Here is a 17,964-nt window from a genome sequence, read left to right on the forward strand (position 1 = left end):
AATGATTATCAATTAACTATATTGTATAAAAAGTAAAGAGACATTTCAACAAAGATGAAATGTCTCTTGCTATTTATTTTTTTAGCATAGTAGGTATTTGTGTTAACAGCCATTCTCTAGTTGAGGCATCGCTATCACTTTTTTGAATATCAATTGTGTAAACATGTCCATTTTTCACAGCAGGTAGGTTCTTCCAGATCGGGCTTTCCATCATTTCTTTTGTCGATTGTTTCGCCTCATCATCTACTGGTGTTAGGATGAAAATTCGATCACCAGCATATTCAGGGAGAAGTTCTGTGGAGATTTCAGCAAAGCCTGTTCCATCATCAAGTATTTTTTGTATTTTGTCACCAGGCTTAAGAACGTTTGAATCGTATAAAACTTGAGAAAGTCCAGCACGTGCCATTACAAATAATCGGTCTCCTGGATAATAGGTTAAAACCGATGCCGTTTCATCTGGTTTAACGCTACCATCAGCTACAAGTGAGTTCCACATTTTATCTGCTTTTTCTGTATAGTCATCTATCCATTGTGCTGCTTCATCTTTTTTATTAAGTATATCGCCTAGCTCTGTCAAACGTTGGTCCAAAGGCGCGAAAGTATCAAGCACTATGGTTGGAGCGATTTTAGAAAGCTGTGAATATGTCTTATCATCAGAAGTACCAATAATGATAAGGTCTGGTTTTAATGACAATGTTTTCTCAACATTTATAGGAAAACCAACGTCCTCTACATCTTTTACACGATCTTCCCAAGCATAATTTGTAATCCAGGAGAAGCCTGCACCAACTGTGTTGATATTCAATGCAAGCAAATCACCGTATCCTTCTCCATGATAAACCACTCTCTGTGGATTTACTGGAATTTCAACCTCATGATCTAGATAATCCTTATACAAACGAGTTGTTGCTTCAGTTGCTGTTGTCCCCTTTTTATTTGTTTCTTCATTGCTTGAACCACAAGCAGCCATAAATATCCCCATCAGTAGTAATAGGCTACAAATGAGCATATGTCGATTTAATTTTTTCATGTCTATTCCTCCATAAATGATAATCATTATCGATATAGATTAGCATAATTTAGTCATTGTCCAAGGACAATGGACAAACAAAAGATGGGTCATTGAGGTTTATCCAAAAAGCGAATGTCTTCTCTTTTAAATGGCAGAAAATAAAATCCGTTTAACCGTATAAGCATCCTTCCATAGGTGGAAAATGGGCCTTTCATTGAACTAAGATGCATGTAATGAAAGGAGTATACAAATGAAAAAATTTTGGGTGTTTGTCTTAACAGGTATGCTATTAATTGTTACAACGACAGGATTTGCACGTATGGCCTATGGCATTATTTTACCGTTTATGCAGGAGGGGTTAAGCCTTACGACCTCTCAGTCTGGTTACTTAGGTACAATGCTGTTTTTAGGCTATTTACTAACTGTTGGACTTTCAGGAGTACTCACAATACGCATTGGTGCAAAAAATGTTCTGTTAGTTGGAGGAGTCTGTGTTGTTTTAGGATTGATGGGTCTAGTTTTCGTCACTAGCTTCTGGGAGGCTGCTATCACACTGTTTTTTGCAGGCGCTGGTAGTGCACTTGTGTATACACCACTACTATCTATAGCCATTAGCCTATACCCTAAGAAACGAGGGACTGTCATGGGACTGTTAATGAGTGGAGCTGGAATTGGGATGCTTTTATCAGGCTTACTCGTCCCTTTTATGCTGCAACAATTTCCTACGTTAGGATGGCGAGGGGCGTGGTTAGTATTTGCGATTTTGACACTGATCGTCATGTTGTTAGCGTTCTGGACGATAAAGCAACCAAATCCTGTTAAGAAGGATACAATACAGGAAAAAACAACAGCATGGCGCAATAAGCAGCTATATATCATTGCAGGTATTTATTTTGCTGTTGGTCTAGTCTATCTTATTCCTAATCTATACCAAACAAGCTATATGAAAAGCCTTGGGCTATCCAATGGACTAGCAGGTTCCATTTATGCCATTGCGGGAATCGTGTCGATTGGAGGCGCTCCATTCTGGGGAATGTTAGCAGATAAAATGGGTATTAAAAAGGCATTAACAGCGGCTTTACTACTATCGGTTGTCGGCGATTTACTACCAATAATGTTTGAAAATATTGGAGGGTTTATATTATCCTCTATTATTTGGGGTTCATCACTCGGTGGTGTTCTTGTCTTGATTCAGATGAAGGCAAGCCAGCAAGTGCCACCTCCATATATTGCATCTGCCATCGGATTTATTTCCATTTTTTATGCAGTTGGTCAAATGATGGGGCCTGGTTTAGCAGGTTGGTTAATTGAGCATGTTGGAGGATTTCCAGTTGCTTATGGCTTTGGAGCGATAGTTTTCTTTATATGTATCCTGCTAGCATTTACAATGACTACTGCAACAACAGAAGAATTCTAAATTTCATAGCGGAAAAGATGTACCTTTGCTATACTTTGGTTAATTATTGATAATCATTCTCAATAAAATACTGAGGGATGGTGAACGCTATGAATATCGACTTTCATCAAAATTTTACTCAATTTTTTCATGCATTAGAGATACTAAAACCACAGGAAAATGCAACACAATATATGACATTCCAATCATCGATAAAGGAAGGGGCAATACATCGTTTTATGCCTCGTGCAGATTTAGAGGTGGTTGTATCGGATTATTCATTTCATCAAGAACATCGAATGTATATCTCTACAGCGAAGCCAATGGTGGAAGTTAGCTACTGCTTGCAAGGGACACGTGGCGTTCATATTTCTAATTGTGAATATGAAGTAACGCCAGGAACATGTACTTTGCAATTAATGGAGCAAGTAGAGGCAAATTTTTTATTTAATAAAGATGAGTCTTATCAGATGGTTGGCATCGGTATTCCCGTAACAACTTTTAATCATTACATGGAAAAAATCAATGGCAATGGCGGTGCTACCAAGTTTTCTAAGGTTCTTCAAGGATATCCCTATCGTTTGTTTCAAGAGAAGATAGATTCGCTTGATTTGTTTATGGTAAAACAGCTGCTAGAAGGGATAGCAGCTAATCGGATGACTAATTTGGAGTTAGAAAGCATGGCTTTACAGCTTTTAACGAGAACATTTCAAACCTTTTTCTCTCATCCTACTAATTCAATGGAATTTTCACAGGACGATAGAGCTAAACTATCTCAAGCAAAAGCCATCATGGCAGGAAATATAGTGAATCCTCCTTCACTCATGGAGCTGTCTCGTTTAATTGGCTTAAATGATTATAAGTTGAAAAAAGGATTTAAAGAAATGTATGGCACAACAGTATTTGGCTACTTACGTGAGCAAAGATTAGAAAAGGCTTGTTATTTACTACAAAATGGAGCAATGAATGTAATGGAAGTGGCAAATGCTGTCGGGTATTCGAATCCAAGTCATTTTGCTGAGGTTTTTAAGGAGAGGTATGGGCTGAGTCCTCGAGAATTTGTAAAATATAGTTCACACTAAAACCCCTCCAGCGTTATGTTGACGCTGGAGGGGTTTTCTTACTTAGCAATGCTATCTACGACATTTTGAATGATTTGCCGATTAGCAATAGCCCCTGAATATAACCAACTTGAATTTTGGTCAAATTCATAAACATGGCCATTTTTAATAGCAGGTATATTTGCTAAGAGTGGATCACTTAATAATTCAGTGCTGCCTGTATGATCACTGTTAATAACAAAAAGATAGTCAGCATCTATTTGTATAAATTTTTCTAAAGAAACCTGTGACCAATCACCAGCAGCAGAGGCTGATACCTCTTTTACTAAGGTTGGTGTTTGTAGTCCGAGATCCTCATAAAGAACAACACCGCTAGAAGCTGTGTCACTTACCATATAAATTGTATTTTTAATATTCCAGATGACAGTGGCAGAAGGGCTTCCAACTTTGTTGTGAATATCTTCTTTAGCTTCTTTAGCAAATTGATCATAATCTGCAAGGACTTTTTTTGCTGTATCTGTTTGACCAAAAATTTCGCCCATTGTTAAGAGCTTATTGCGCCAATTATTATCCTCTGCTCCCATGACATAAGTAGGCGCAATTTTGCTATATTGCTCGTATTTTTCACCTTCAGCAATTTCAGGTGAACCAATTACAATTAAATCCGGATTAAAGCTTGTAACAGCTTCGTAAGGAAGATCAAATTCAATTGTTGGGATGTCTTTTAATGAATCTTGAAGATAGCCTTGGATAGAGGTACCTCCTTTGACTGACCATTGTGCAACTGGCTTTATGCCCAATGCTACAAGGTGATCTTCTAAATAGGGTGCAATGACATGCTGAGGATTTTTGGGAATGGTCACTGCATGACCGATGGCATCTGTTAAAACCCGATTAGTGCTCTTTTCATTGGTTGTATCGGATGAGGAAGATGGTTGATTTCCACATGCAGCTAATAGGATGGAAATAATAAAAATGCCTATTAACAAGACATTTTGTTTTATATATTTTGTCAAAACGATAAGCCTCCTAATTCAATTGATTTCTATCATGCTATTTCATTATAATGAAAATGATAATCAATATCAATTTGATGTTTAGGAGATAAAACGAAATGAACAAAGATCGTCAGTTACTGTCCCATATTTTTTATCAACCTATTCAAATAGTGACATTACAAGAAATGTTAAATGACAAAGCAGCACATTTCACACATCCTATTATTGTCATCATTTATGAGGGACAAGTAGAGTGCACCCACCAAGGTAAGAAGATTCAGCTTAGTTCAAATTCTGTTATGCTGTTGAACGATACTGACGATTTTCATCTACTTGAAACAGGTGAAAGTAGCGGAATCGTCATTCAATACTGTGCATATGGCTCTAAAACGGATCATTTATTACAAGATGCTATTTTAATTGAACATGGCTCCTATCGGCTCATGAATCTAGCTAAAGAAATAGAAAAGGAAGCGGACGCCCAAGGTAACAATCCGTTTCACTTACAAAAATTATTTGGTGAAATGCTTGAAGTGTTATACAACCATTTACGTGATAATACACAACAACAACTATGGATTGATAAGGTACTTCATTATATCAACCTACATTTTCGTGAAGAATTAACAAGGGAGCAGCTGGCTGAAAATGCACAAGTAAGTCCTGAGCATTTTTCACGTACCTTCCACAAGCATACTGGTCATACATATAGTGAATATTTAACGTTGCTAAGAATACGAGAATCCCAGAAAAAGCTGTTGTTAGCGATGCCGAAATTAGATGATCTTGCCCAGGAGGTTGGCTACCGTGAGGGTACTTATTTAAGTCGGAAATTTAAAGAATTAGTGGGTATGTCACCGACAGTTTATTATCAAAAATCGAAGCGTGTCATTGCGCTTAATACCAATCATACAGCCTGCTTACTTGCTCTGGGCATTACGCCAGTGTTGGGGGTGTATTCTCCATTTCTGGAGGGCATCGAGCCAGTACCCTCTTTGCAGAGGCTTAAAGGCTATGAGTATGCTATTACGTCAAATTATCAGGAGATAACCGCAGCATGTCCAGATGTCATTGTTAACTACAGTGGTGGCAAGGAGAAACAAGCATTACTGTCAGTAGCCCCTGTATTCGAGCTACCATGTAGACAATTGAGTTGGCGAGAGCAATTTGGGCTGATTGCCGATATTGTTGATAGGCGAGAAGTGTGTAAGAGCTGGCTTCAGCAATATGATGAACAAATAGCGCATTGTAACTATATTCTTGATCAACAAATTGGGTCAAGAAGGGGTACCGCTATTGTTTGGGAAATAGGTAGTCATCAAGCATATTGTTTAAATAGTAGTCATGGGAGAGGAAGTCATATATTATATGAGGATTTAGGCTTTAGTCGACCAGATGCGATAGTCACGAAAAACATTGAACAAACAGGCTACTTAACAGTAGATATTGAAGATATTGTATACTTTCCAGCTGATTATATATTCGTTACGGCTCTTCCTACAACAGATTTTGGAAAGGAGTGTCTCTTAACAGTATTGCAGTCAGAAAAATGGCGGTCACTTACGGCAGTGCAAAAGAAGCAGATGTACTTTATGAATCAATATGAATTATTTTATGGCTATGACCCATTATCTACAGTGGCTCAATTACAAAAATTAATGGAAGTACTAACATCATAAAAGTACAAGGGAACAAATCACTTCCATGCATAGACAGTTATTTTACTTTCTTCTACAATTATTGAGAATGATTATCAACTAATGTGTATGGAGGAAAAAAATGCTTAGACAAAATAGAAAATTCATAGCACCACTGTTTCTTCTATTACTTCTTTTGTTAACGGCTTGTGGGGAAAATGAAAAAAACACTAGTTCAACTACAGAACAAGATACAAAAGAAGCAGAGACAAAAACGGTCCAGACGACAAATGGCGAAATTGTTATTCCGACTAATCCACAGCGTATCGTAGCAGAGGAATATATTGCTAGTTTGCTTGTATTGGACGTGAAGCCAGTGGGAGCTCCTGGGTTGGCTCTTGAAAACTATTATTTAAAGGATGGATTAAAGGATGTAGAAGAAATCGGTGATTATGGAAAACCATCGATTGAAAAAGTTATATCACTCAAACCAGATTTAATTATTACGGGCAATGGGGAAAATTACGATGCTTTAAGTAAAATTGCACCGACAGTTGTCATCCCTTATGGTGAATTAAAGAATGCACATGAAGAGCTTACATATTTTGGTGAATTGCTTGACAAAGAGCAGGAAGCGAAGGATTGGCTCGCACAATACGATCAAAAGATTGCCGATGCAAAAGCACTGGTAGATGCGATTATTCCAGAGGATGCAAGCTTTTCTATTATTGAAGATGCAGGCAAATCTTATTATGCTTATGGCGATAACTTTGGACGTGGTGGACAGCCAGTTTATCAGTCGCTTGGTCGTAAGCCACCCGCTAAAGTAGCAGACGAAATTATGGAAAAGCAGTGGGTTGAAATTTCAAAAGAGGTGCTAGCAGATTATACAGGAGACTACATCATTTTAACTGCAGATGGTCGCACAGTTGAAGATTTTAAAAATGATCCAATATGGGGTAGCCTACCAGCTGTAAAAAACGATCATCTTTATGTTTGGCCTGAGGAACGTTCGTGGTACTATGACCCTACAGCAGTGTTGGCTCAGGTTGAGGAATTAACCAAATGGCTAACGACTAAAAAATAACAGGGTGAGTTGTGCAGATAATTTATTAGTACGATGGTTTATAGCAAGTAAAAAAAGGAAGCAACTTTAGCAATAAAGGTGCTTCTTTTTTGTTGTTTCATTTTAATATATTATTGAGAATGTTTATCATTTATAATATTCACATGAGGTACCATTCTATGCTTTGACTAGAAAGGTGTGAAAACAAACAGTGAACATAGATGATCATATCCTTTTGTGGAAAGCGGCTTCCATTCAATTGTTTGATATTCGTTATACAAGGATGCAAAGTGATGAACAGCTTAGCTCCTATCGTGTACCAGCTAGCGGTTTTTTGTACGCAATAAAGGGAAAGGCTAAAGTATTATTAGACAGTAAAGCCTATAAGATAGAAAATTTTTATATAGTGCATGTTGGTAAAGGGAGTTGCCTGCATATTAGTGCTGTAGAAGATAGTTTGGAGTACTATTTAATTCTCTACAAAGCGACGTTACCTCCTCCCCATAGAAAAAATTTGCTAGCGTTGTGGGAACGTGAAAAACCTTTTCAGCTTCAATATGTTTTTCAAATTTCTAATGCGCTCACATTACAGGAAAAAATCGAAACTATGCACCGAGAGTGGCTCAAACAGGGCAATCTAGCCCATTTTCATGTCAAAGTCCTTTTTTATCAATTCATTTATGAACTTTTGCAGCAATTACATCAACAGCAGGTCATTGTTCAACAGCCGGACCTTGTGGAGCAAATTCAAAATTATATAGAAGAATATTACAATCAACCGATTACACGAGAATCGCTTGCTCAAATGTTGAATTATAGTGTGCCCTATATAGCTAAGCAATTTAAGCAGAAGACGGGTAGAAGTATTATTGATTATCTTATCCAGATAAGAATACAAAAAGCACAGCAGTTATTATTACATACCACTTCGAGCTTGCAGGAGATTGCGTCGAGTGTTGGCTATGAAGATGTCTCTTATTTTATCCGTATCTTTAAAAAGTACAGTGGGCAAACCCCAATGCAATTTAAACAACAGCCAGATAAGCATAAATCGTATCGTCCTATGTATCGGCTTTCTTTGTCTAATGATAAAAAGTGGATACGACATTATATTGATAATGATAATTATTATCAATATAAAGCAAAAGGAGATTTATCGATGAATAAAAAAGCAAAGTCCTCTATGATGGCGACTCTATTGCTATGCTTCACTTTATTGCTTAGTGCATGCTCTGGTACTGCTATCACAGCTTCTAATAATGGAGAAACAAAAGCACCAGCTAATGAGTCAACGGAAGTACAGTCGACAACCAAAATTGTATCCACTGTGAAGGGGGATGTCGAGATTCCTGTTGACCCAGAACGTATCGTAACCGATTATTACCCAGGTTTTTTATTAACTATGGGCATTAAACCAGTTGGAACACAGGAGCTTTATATGAAAAGCCCTTACCTGAAGGAGCATAATGAAGGAATTACTTATTTTGAAGAATCCCTTGAAGCAGTAGTTGATTTGAAGCCCGACCTTATCATTACTGGGGATGATAAGAAATACGAAGCATATGCTAAAATAGCGCCTACAGTTTTAATACCCTTTAATTTAGAAATGGATGCAACATTGGAGGAGTTTAGTAAAATTTTAGATAAAGAAGAAGAAGTGAAGGCTTGGTTAGATGACTATAGTCAAAGGGTAGCAAAAGCGAGACAAACGGTTCAAGATATCATTGGTAAGGATCAAACCGTGACGATTTTTGCTGGTGGAGCAAAAAATAACATAACATTATATGGTAATGGTTATACAGGGCGATCATTTTATGATGGGCTTGGGCTAACTCCACCCGCAAAAGTAGTAGAGGAAATTGATCCTGAAAAGCCGTGGCTGGAATTATCACCTGAATTACTTCCAGATTATGCGGGTGATTATATTTTTGTGGCTGTTGATAAAGCGACAGAAACATATGATTATAAAAACGAACCAGTTTGGAAAACGCTAGATGCTGTGCAAGATGATCAAATTTTTGAAATTGATGGCTGGAGTTTCTGGTTTTCAGATCCTATTTCAATCCTAGGACAAATTGAAGAAGTGACAGAAATGCTAGTACAGCATGCAAAAGCAAAATAAATGGGATTCCATAAAATCACTCAAGCATTGGATGTTTGAGTGATTTTTCTATGTTTCATGCATGATTGTAGAAAAATGTATTGAGAACGATTATCAATTATAATAAACTGGGAGATAGTGATAATTGGAAGGAATGATGTAGGATGCTGCCAAAAGAGGAGTTTTTTTTTCTTTGGAATCATGCAACGATTAAAGTACTCGATATACGATATGAACTATTTAAACCTGAAGAGATTGGGAAATTATATAAATTGCCTGCTAATATGTTTCTTTTTGCCACAGGTGGAGGTGCAGAAATCCAGATCGATTTAACAAACTATACACTAGAGGGCTTTCATCTTATTCACGGTGGAAAAGGCTCCACTTTGCAAATCGTGGCAACAGACAAAGGGTTTGAATACTACATGGTATTTTATCGAGCTTCCATTCCTTTAACCCTTAATAAAATGATAGCAAGAGCCATGCAAAGCAATAATCCTTTCAACTATCAATACAGTCTTATACCTAACTCACCTATTACTATGTTTAAAAAAATACATTATATGTATATAGAATGGGGAAATGCTAATAATCTCAGCAAATTTACCATTAAATCGCTATTCTATCAATTATTAAATGAGATTTTCAAGCAGTTAGAACAAGACAGTATCGACATTCAAAAGCTGAATGTCTCTAGTCAAATTAAAGCCTATCTAGAAGAAAATTATGCACAGCCATTGACTTTAGAATCAATTGCGAAGGCATTACGCTATAGTCCATCCCATTTATCCATTCAATTCAAGCAACAAATAGGTTGTAGTCCGATTGAGTATTTAATTCAGCTCCGTATTGAAAAAGCTTCTATTTTGCTTGAGCAGACAAATGCTAGCTTGCGCGATATCGCAATGGGTGTCGGCTATAACGATGTTTATTATTTTAGTAGACTATTCAAAAAGAGAGTAGGCGTTTCCCCCATAAAATTTCGTCAAAGGGAACAGTTGAATCGTCTAGTAAAAGATAGTCCTTCAATGTCTGAAAGATACTCCATTGTCGATTGGAGCTTCCAAGATTATATTGAGAATGGTTATCAATATAATGAAAGGAAGTATGAACCAATGAATAAAAGAGGATTATCAGCTATTGCAACACTCTTTCTATGTCTGACACTTTTATTAAGTGCTTGCAGTAGTGGAGCAACAACAAATACTGGAAGCGGGGAAAAACAGGTCTCTACGGCACAAGCAGTCAGCGAATCACAAACAAAAATTGTATCCACTATGAAAGGAGATGTAGAAATACCTGTAAATCCTGAGCGAGTAGTGGTGATGTATTATACAGGTGATGTACTAGCTTTTGATGTGACACCAGTGGGCTCCTCTAAAATACAAGAGGGAGCAGCATTTGAGGAAGAATTAAAAACAGTTGAAAGTTTAGGTGAGTGGTTCGAACCAAATGTGGAGGCAGTAATCCAATTAAAACCTGACGTCATCATTATCCCAAGTAAGGATGAGCTGTATGAGCAAATGCAAAAAATTGCACCTACTGTCATGATCGATTTCTCTACATCACTGGATGACCGTTTAACGAAGATTGGTGAAGTATTAGGGAAAGAGAAAGAAGCAAAAGAGCTTTTAGCTAATTTCTATACAAAAGTAGAGAACAGTCAAGAGAAGCTGAAAGAGGCAGGTATTTTAGATAAAACAGTTAGTATTATGGAAGGCGGCAAAGGACAAATGTCCGTAGTGACAAGCTATACCTATGGACGTGGTTCCCAAGCTATTTATGAGTATTTAGGTTTGAAAGCACCTGATATTATTCAAAAGAAAATTGATGACAAAAACAACACGGATGAGGCAATCAATGTTTCTTTAGAAGTACTAACAGATTATGCAGGTGATTTTGTGTTCCGTTCATCCTACGAAGGAATGGTGGATTTAACAGATCACCCAGTTTGGTCTAATATCCCAGCCGTTAAAGAAGGAAGGCTGATTGAAATGGATTTTGGTTTTTGTTACTATAACGACATTTATTCATTAACAAAGCAGCTAGATTTCATCGTGGACAACCTAGTAGCTACGACAAAATAGTATAAACATTAGAGAGTGCCCCATAAATATCATTTATGGGGCTTTTGTCTACAGTCTGGAACAACTAACTTGAATTTAGTTGTTTCTTCTTTCAGAAGCGTCATGCTTATTTTCTTATAATTTGGAATGTGCCAGACGTAGTTGCTTGAACAATATGGCGATTTCCATCAACATAGAAGTTAGTATGCAACTTCTCACCTAAATCGTTCCTTTGAATAATGGAAGCATTTTTAGGCAAATTGTTAATAATTAATTCGATGTTTTCCTCGAATTCTATAGGTTTATTATTGAGTGTCATCTTGAATGTAATGTTATTTAATTTTCTTTTAAGCTGAATTTCTATGACACCAGTAGTATCCTTATCCACTAAAGTTGAGAGAGAAGGAATAATTAATGTCATATTGGATTTGGTAGTTAAGATAAATCTTTCTGTGTGAACTCCTGGGTCAGTGACATTTATTTTTGCACTATAATCATTTCTATTTCTAGACATAGCCGTTGTTTTACCAGGCAATGCGGCGATATTGGAAAAATTAGGCTTTGTATTTTCAACTGATTGTGTTGGAAGTTTATATTTACCATTCACAAAATCAATTAAAATAGACACATTTGGAACTATTTGTTGCTGCACGGGTGTTAGCGCCTCAAACGCAGTTTTAACCTTTTGTACATCCTTAATTGTAGATGTTTTAGGTGATAGAGCAGCAATGGCATTTTCTACATCTTTGGCAGCAGCTTTATCCTTTACGACAAGTCGTTCAGCCTCCAATAATAGTTGCTCTGTACCATACGGTAAATAAGCATTTGTAAATTTTCGTAATGCATTATATTCAGCACGTGCTGCCTCAACTTCTTGATGGAAGCTTAAGCGTGAAGAATTTAATAATTGTATTTTCGTTACTACTTTGTCAATTGTCGTATTTGGACTTATATATGATGATAGTATTCTCTGTGTTTCAGCATTAACAAATGTTTTCTGTGCAGCGTTTAAAGAATTGAACCACTCCCTTGTAGCCAAAACATTTTCATAATAATTAACTGCGGTAGGTTCAACAGAAGCTAGTTTTTCTTCAATTTGTGAAGCGAGTTTACGATATAAAATTCTAGTATGTTGATGATTGGAAAGTACGTCATAATTAGTAACATACTGTTTTTCTGTTTCAGTCAAGTTGTTATAAGCTTTGAGAGCCGATTCCAATCTTGTTTGGAATGAGGAATATCGATCATCAATGATTGATATGAGCTGAATAACATTCCAGACATTAGAATTGTAGTAGTAGTTATTATTGTATGTGTAGGCTATTTTTGATGGCTCTGTAACTTCAGCTGCTGATGCTGGTGCACTGTAAAGAAGTGAAGGGATAGCAACTAAAGACAGCAAAGCCAATCTTTTTTTGTTTTTCATACTAAGAGAAGCCTCCTATTTTATTTTTCATGGTAGATGCAGTGGGAATCTATCCAAGATTTGGTGTTAAATCAATTTTATCATAGCCTAGGATCTTTTTATGCATTTTTTAGATGATTAGGTAGATTGGTTATAAAATTTATGTGAGCATCATATAACTTCAGTACCTATAGAGGAAGTTATATTTGTAAAGATAATAGAAATTTAATGGGAAAAACAGGAGATGTTGAGTAGAGAGCATGGTGAGTCAATTGGTTACAATTGATCCCGAAGGTTAAAAATGCATCACTAGGTACTGTTCAAAAGAAGAAAATGAACAATTCATCAAAGTATTATGTTGTAACAGGTACATAAGAAAATCGACAAATCGCTGAAAATATTCATGATGTGATGAAGTATTAATTTGGGTGGTATGTAGACATTGAACAGATTAACAGTAGATAGAGAGCCAAGAAGGGAACGGTTACAAGCAAACTAAGCAGAAAAGAAAATTAAGCAGCTGAACAGTCAAAAGTTACGAATGTGATACATGAAAAATACAAGGATGTTCAGGATTTGTTCAGTACCATGTAGTAAGCTATTTTATGTAATCTTGTCAATGTCTTAAACTGTAAGCAAACCAAGAAAGACTAGGCTTCTTTTGTAAGCCTAGTCTTTTTTGTTCGTGCAATGGATAGGATTTCTGGAAGAGATGAATAGAGCTCATAAAGTGACGGATTCAGCTTCCAAACTGGCGGTTAGAACGACATCATTCGCCTTTAAGTTTTTGGAATGGAGAAGGAGATGGTTGTGCCTTGATCAATGACACTGTTTATCGTTAATTCCACGCCAAATAATTGCTTTAGACGTTGTTCCGTATTGACAAGACCTACGCTTGTTTTCTTTTCAGGTATCCTATGTTCAAAGCCAACACCGTTATCAGAAATGGCTATTGTAAAAAGCTTCTCCATCTCTTTGATGCAGATGGTCACAGTACCACCCTCTCGACGAGGTAAAATACCATGCTGGATAGCATTTTCGACCAAAGTTTGTAACGACAGTGGAGGAACAAACAGACTCATCTGATTAGGAATATTCCACACAACTCGTATCCTGTCACCAAAGCGAATTTGTTCAATTGCAATATAGGCGCGTACAAGCTTTAATTCATAGTCGATAGGCACGACTAAATCGACATTTTGGAAATCGAAACTCATTTGTAGGTAATCACTAAAGGCCAGTAGTAATTCCTCCATTTTTTCATCATCTACTCCATTTAAAGAAATAATAGAATTCAGTGTATTGAAGAAAAAGTGAGGTTGAATTTGTGCTTGGAGCCATGCAGCTTCAATGCGAAGACGTTCCTCACTAGATTGCTTCATCTGAATGAGTGCTTGAACACGTGATTTAAGCTCCATGTATTCCATTGGTTTCCTAATGTAGTCATTTGCTCCACTTAAAAAGGCGAGTCGAATATCTTCACTTTGCTGTCGAGCTGTTAAAAATAATATGGGCAGCTCTGAAATTGAGAATTTTTCACGAATGTACTTTGCCAATTCATAGCCAGACATATGCGGCATCATAATGTCGGAAATAACTAAATCAAAGCTACTCTCTTGTAGTTTTCTAAGAGCTTCGGTCCCACTTAAAGCTGTTTCAATTTCAAAGGGTTCAGTCGAAAATGCATTCACGAGAACTTGTAAGTTTACAGCATCATCATCCACGACAAGAATTCTTGCCTGACTGGTCACCAAAGTAGTTTCTTCAGTGGAAGCGGCAAAGCTTTCTTTCATTTGCGATAAATCATTTAACAATGACGTAAATTTTAATAATGTTGTATCCATTTCAGTAGTGGAGTCACTGTATTCCACTGTTTGTGTCTTTGCTATGGGTAAGGAGAACGTAAAGGATGAGCCTTCCCCAAGAGTGGAAGTCAACGATATTGTCCCACCGTGCAAAGATATAAGCTCTTGGCAAATACTTAAGCCTAATCCGAGGCCCCCACTTACCGACGTCATTGTTGAATCAACTTGCTCATAAGGGTCGAATATTCTTTCTTGCATATCCTTTTCAATGCCAATTCCTGTATCTGTAACGGAAATATATAATTTTTTACCAACCACTTCGGCATCAATCGTAATGGAGCCCTGCTCTGTAAATTTAATGGCATTATGAATTAGGTTGGAAAAAATTTGAATTAATCGTGTCTCATCTGCTAACACAAAAGGTGAATTAGTAGGTATCCGTATGATAAGCTCAATTGGTTTTCCTTTCAGCATAAAACGAAACATATTGCTAACCCCACTTGCGAGATTATAAGCATTCAAAGGTTTGGGCTGCAGTCGAAGCGTTTTTTCTTTTAGCTTTACTAGATCTAATAAATCATCTAGCATATGGGTCATGTGATTGCCGATTCTTACCAATAGTTTTAAATCACTTTGATCTTCTTTAGTTTCCTGTTTTGCTAACAAAGTTTGGGCGATGCTCATCATGCCGTGCAAAGGGTTTCGCAGCTCATGAGAGGTATTTGCTAGAAAATCATCCTTTGTACTTATTTCTTTTTGTAATTTCACAGAAAGCTTTTCAGTTTGTAAGGTTGATTGAAAATAGCGTGTAAACCAAAATGCGGATAATGCCGTTATACCAATTAATAAATCAAAAGGATAATGACTATAAGGTAGTGTAGCATTTTGTCTTATAGAGAAAAATAATGAATTAGTGACTACTGCTGTCCCTGTTAATAATAAAAATATTACGCCTTTTTGACCTTTTATCACGATAGACAATGTGAAAATCGTTATAATAATAGGCGAGACGATGAAAAGTATTATGAATATCATTTTTGTTTTAAAAATGTATTCTATCGGGGTTACTACAATAAATAATAAATAGGTAGCACACAGCAAAGGAACAATCGTTAATATTTTAGGCTTAGCGTATTCCTTCATCAATTCACGTAGGAACAAAACGAAAAACATCATATTGTTAATATAAGAAAAATAAAATAATTTGTTTGCCCAAATCCAATTGATAGGTATGTAGCTAAATAAAATTTTATTGCTAGAAACGAGTACGGTTACACAGGTTGAAACAATAATCAAGGCAAAATAAAGAAGAGATTTATCCCGAATACCGATAATCCAAAGTAGAATCGTAAATAATAGATAAAAAATAAAGACTAAGCAAACCGCCATTTGAGTTGTAATGGAAAAGGTTTTTGATTGTTCCATAGAGTGCAAATCGCCAAAAATAATTTCTTTTTGAAACCCGCCTTGTACATATGGGTTTGTTTGAACACCTTGGATAATAATTTCGCTTTCATTAGTATTAAGCGTAAAATAATGGGTTACAGGTCTGCCAATAGGAGCCGTTTGAGTATAATCCGCTGTAAGATTCCCTAGTCCACCAATGAATTGACCATCTATGTAAAGCTCATAGGGAGCTAAACCTTCAGGAATCGTAATGCCATACATCTGAGGTGCAGTGTGTTCTTTGAGAATTTTTAAACGATAAGAACCATAATGAACCTCATCATTATGTTGAAAATACTGATCCCAAGATTCTGGTTGATTTGTATAAACTTTATGTTGTTCCACTGATTGGGTATTTTCTGAAGCGAGAAGGATATTAGGGTAGAATTCCCATTCCTTTTGTAGCTTAATTATAAAATTATGGCTTGTATCAATATTTCTTAAATTAACAGTCCCTTGGATAGCATCGATCCCTGTTGAAATATTTGTGAAATTCATCCAAGTGAAGCGTATCAAAGTTAGAAAACAAAAGAATAACCCGGCAATTAGAAAAATAGTAAAATTTTTGGAAAGTATTTTCTTTTTCATCATAAATAATAGATTTCAACAAATAGAGTTATTTCTCCTTCAAAAGTAATGGTTGTTCTATCAATTCTTTTAATAATTATACGATAATAAGTAAAGGAATAGTTTTTTAGGAGGGGTCAATGTGAGAATCGTGCTAGTAGATGATGAAATTTTACCATTAACGAGACTGAAAACCTTACTTGAAAAAAGTAATGTCCCGGAAATTGAAATAGTAGGAGAATACACCGATTCTCTAAAAGCAATTGAAGAGATCCAAACGCTACAGCCAAATGCTGTATTTTTAGATATCGTGATGCCTGATTTGGATGGTTTAGCATTAGGGGAAAAAATTCAAGAGTTATTGCCCGATGTAGAAATCGTTTTTACAACAGGGTTTGATCAATACGCAATAGATGCATTTAATCTACATGCTATTGATTACTTATTAAAGCCTGTACAAAATGTTCGTTTAGAAAAGACCTTAGAACGTCTAGAACACATAAATAATAAACATAAAAAAGTTCCGCCTAAACATACAATTATTAAGCTTTTTGGCGGTCTTAATGTTGTTACACCAGATGGTCATACACAGCTCATGAAATGGCGTACATCTAAAGCCAAAGAGCTATTTGCCTTCATGCTAAATCACCGTGATGAAATGATTTATCGTGATACGATTTTAGAATTATTTTGGCCGGAGTCTGATATCGATAAAGCATCTAAACAGCTTTATACAGCTATCTATACAATCCGTCAAACATTAAAAAATTATGGAATGGATGGTGTGCAAATTTCAAGCCCTTTGCTGAATTCTGGCTATAAGCTCTTAGTTGAAAATGTTGTAGTGGATGTAGAACAGTGGCTGTCCTGTTTAAAATCATTACCCCCATTACAAGAGACATCAGTTGATGAACATGAAAAAGTATTCCAAATGTATACAGGTGATTATTTAGGAGATTGCGATTATCTATGGGCGGAAAGTGAGCGAGAGCGCTTAAGGAGATTGTGGTTACACCATGCTCATCAGCTAAGCGAGTTTTACATAAAAAATGAGAACTACATGGCTGCAGTAAAGGTACAGGAAAAAGTCCAGGCACTTTTTTCTGATGCAGAGGAAAACTACTTCACTTTAATGAAGCTATACGATCTTCTAAATAATACAGCTGCTGTTGAGGAGCAATACTGGTTATTAAAAAAAATGCTTCAGGAGCATTTGGCAGTGGAACCAAGCGAGGAAATTGAGAGTTGGTATGAAAGCTGGAAACAAGCAAATGCTATGCCTCATGCTCAAACCTTTAGTTAAACTACATGATTTTGTTATGAAAGGCTCTGTCATAGACAGAGCTTTTTGTTTTTAATAGTTCATAAGACCCTTATTAAAAAATGTATATTGGTTGTAGATTT

At 36.4% G+C, this 17,964-nt stretch carries 11 protein-coding genes; 7 read left to right on the forward strand and 4 right to left on the reverse strand.

Annotated elements, in window-relative coordinates:
* Window positions 1-73 precede the first annotated feature (73 nt).
* Window positions 74-1,030 (reverse strand): ABC transporter substrate-binding protein, encoded by a 957-nt coding sequence (locus NST76_RS01080; protein ID WP_342535282.1) that lies wholly within the window; start codon window positions 1,028-1,030, stop codon window positions 74-76.
* 232 nt (window positions 1,031-1,262) lie between these two features.
* Between NST76_RS01080 and NST76_RS01085 the strand changes: the two genes are divergently transcribed.
* Both NST76_RS01085 and NST76_RS01090 read left to right on the forward strand, forming a co-directional pair.
* Window positions 1,263-2,429, forward strand: coding sequence for an MFS transporter (locus tag NST76_RS01085; RefSeq protein ID WP_342544512.1), 1,167 nt, complete (start codon window positions 1,263-1,265; stop codon window positions 2,427-2,429).
* A gap of 89 nt (window positions 2,430-2,518) precedes the next feature.
* Window positions 2,519-3,490: an AraC family transcriptional regulator gene (locus NST76_RS01090; RefSeq protein WP_342544513.1), complete on the forward strand. Its 972-nt coding sequence runs from the start codon at window positions 2,519-2,521 to the stop codon at window positions 3,488-3,490.
* Window positions 3,491-3,528: 38 nt separating this feature from the next.
* Here NST76_RS01090 and NST76_RS01095 read toward each other — a convergent pair whose 3' ends face one another.
* A complete protein-coding gene (locus tag NST76_RS01095; RefSeq protein WP_058845289.1) occupies window positions 3,529-4,485 on the reverse strand; it encodes an ABC transporter substrate-binding protein in 957 nt (318 codons plus the stop codon).
* 98 nt (window positions 4,486-4,583) lie between these two features.
* Between NST76_RS01095 and NST76_RS01100 the strand changes: the two genes are divergently transcribed.
* The 4 genes from NST76_RS01100 (at window position 4,584) to NST76_RS01115 (ending at window position 11,358) form a co-directional block, all read left to right on the forward strand.
* Window positions 4,584-6,146, forward strand: a complete 1,563-nt coding sequence (locus tag NST76_RS01100; RefSeq protein ID WP_342544515.1) for an AraC family transcriptional regulator — start codon at window positions 4,584-4,586, stop codon at window positions 6,144-6,146.
* A 100-nt stretch (window positions 6,147-6,246) separates the two neighbouring features.
* Window positions 6,247-7,191, forward strand: a complete 945-nt coding sequence (locus NST76_RS01105; protein WP_036125827.1) for an ABC transporter substrate-binding protein — start codon at window positions 6,247-6,249, stop codon at window positions 7,189-7,191.
* A 190-nt stretch (window positions 7,192-7,381) separates the two neighbouring features.
* Window positions 7,382-9,292: an AraC family transcriptional regulator gene (locus NST76_RS01110; protein WP_340812418.1), complete on the forward strand. Its 1,911-nt coding sequence runs from the start codon at window positions 7,382-7,384 to the stop codon at window positions 9,290-9,292.
* Window positions 9,293-9,435: 143 nt separating this feature from the next.
* Window positions 9,436-11,358 carry an AraC family transcriptional regulator gene (locus tag NST76_RS01115; protein ID WP_342544516.1) on the forward strand — a complete coding sequence of 641 codons (1,923 nt, stop codon included), beginning with the start codon at window positions 9,436-9,438 and terminating at the stop codon, window positions 11,356-11,358.
* Between the two features lie 106 nt (window positions 11,359-11,464).
* Here the strand turns inward: NST76_RS01115 and NST76_RS01120 are convergent, their stop codons facing one another.
* Window positions 11,465-12,763, reverse strand: a complete 1,299-nt coding sequence (locus NST76_RS01120) for a hypothetical protein (RefSeq protein WP_089934009.1) — start codon at window positions 12,761-12,763, stop codon at window positions 11,465-11,467.
* Between the two features lie 758 nt (window positions 12,764-13,521).
* Window positions 13,522-16,491, reverse strand: a complete 2,970-nt coding sequence (locus NST76_RS01125) for an ATP-binding protein (protein WP_342544518.1) — start codon at window positions 16,489-16,491, stop codon at window positions 13,522-13,524.
* 211 nt (window positions 16,492-16,702) lie between these two features.
* Between NST76_RS01125 and NST76_RS01130 the strand changes: the two genes are divergently transcribed.
* Window positions 16,703-17,863, forward strand: coding sequence for a response regulator (locus tag NST76_RS01130; protein ID WP_036125634.1), 1,161 nt, complete (start codon window positions 16,703-16,705; stop codon window positions 17,861-17,863).
* The last annotated feature ends 101 nt before the right edge of the window (window positions 17,864-17,964 follow it).

It is taken from the genome of Lysinibacillus sp. FSL W7-1291 (genome assembly GCF_038593415.1).
Classification (GTDB): domain Bacteria; phylum Bacillota; class Bacilli; order Bacillales_A; family Planococcaceae; genus Lysinibacillus; species Lysinibacillus fusiformis_D.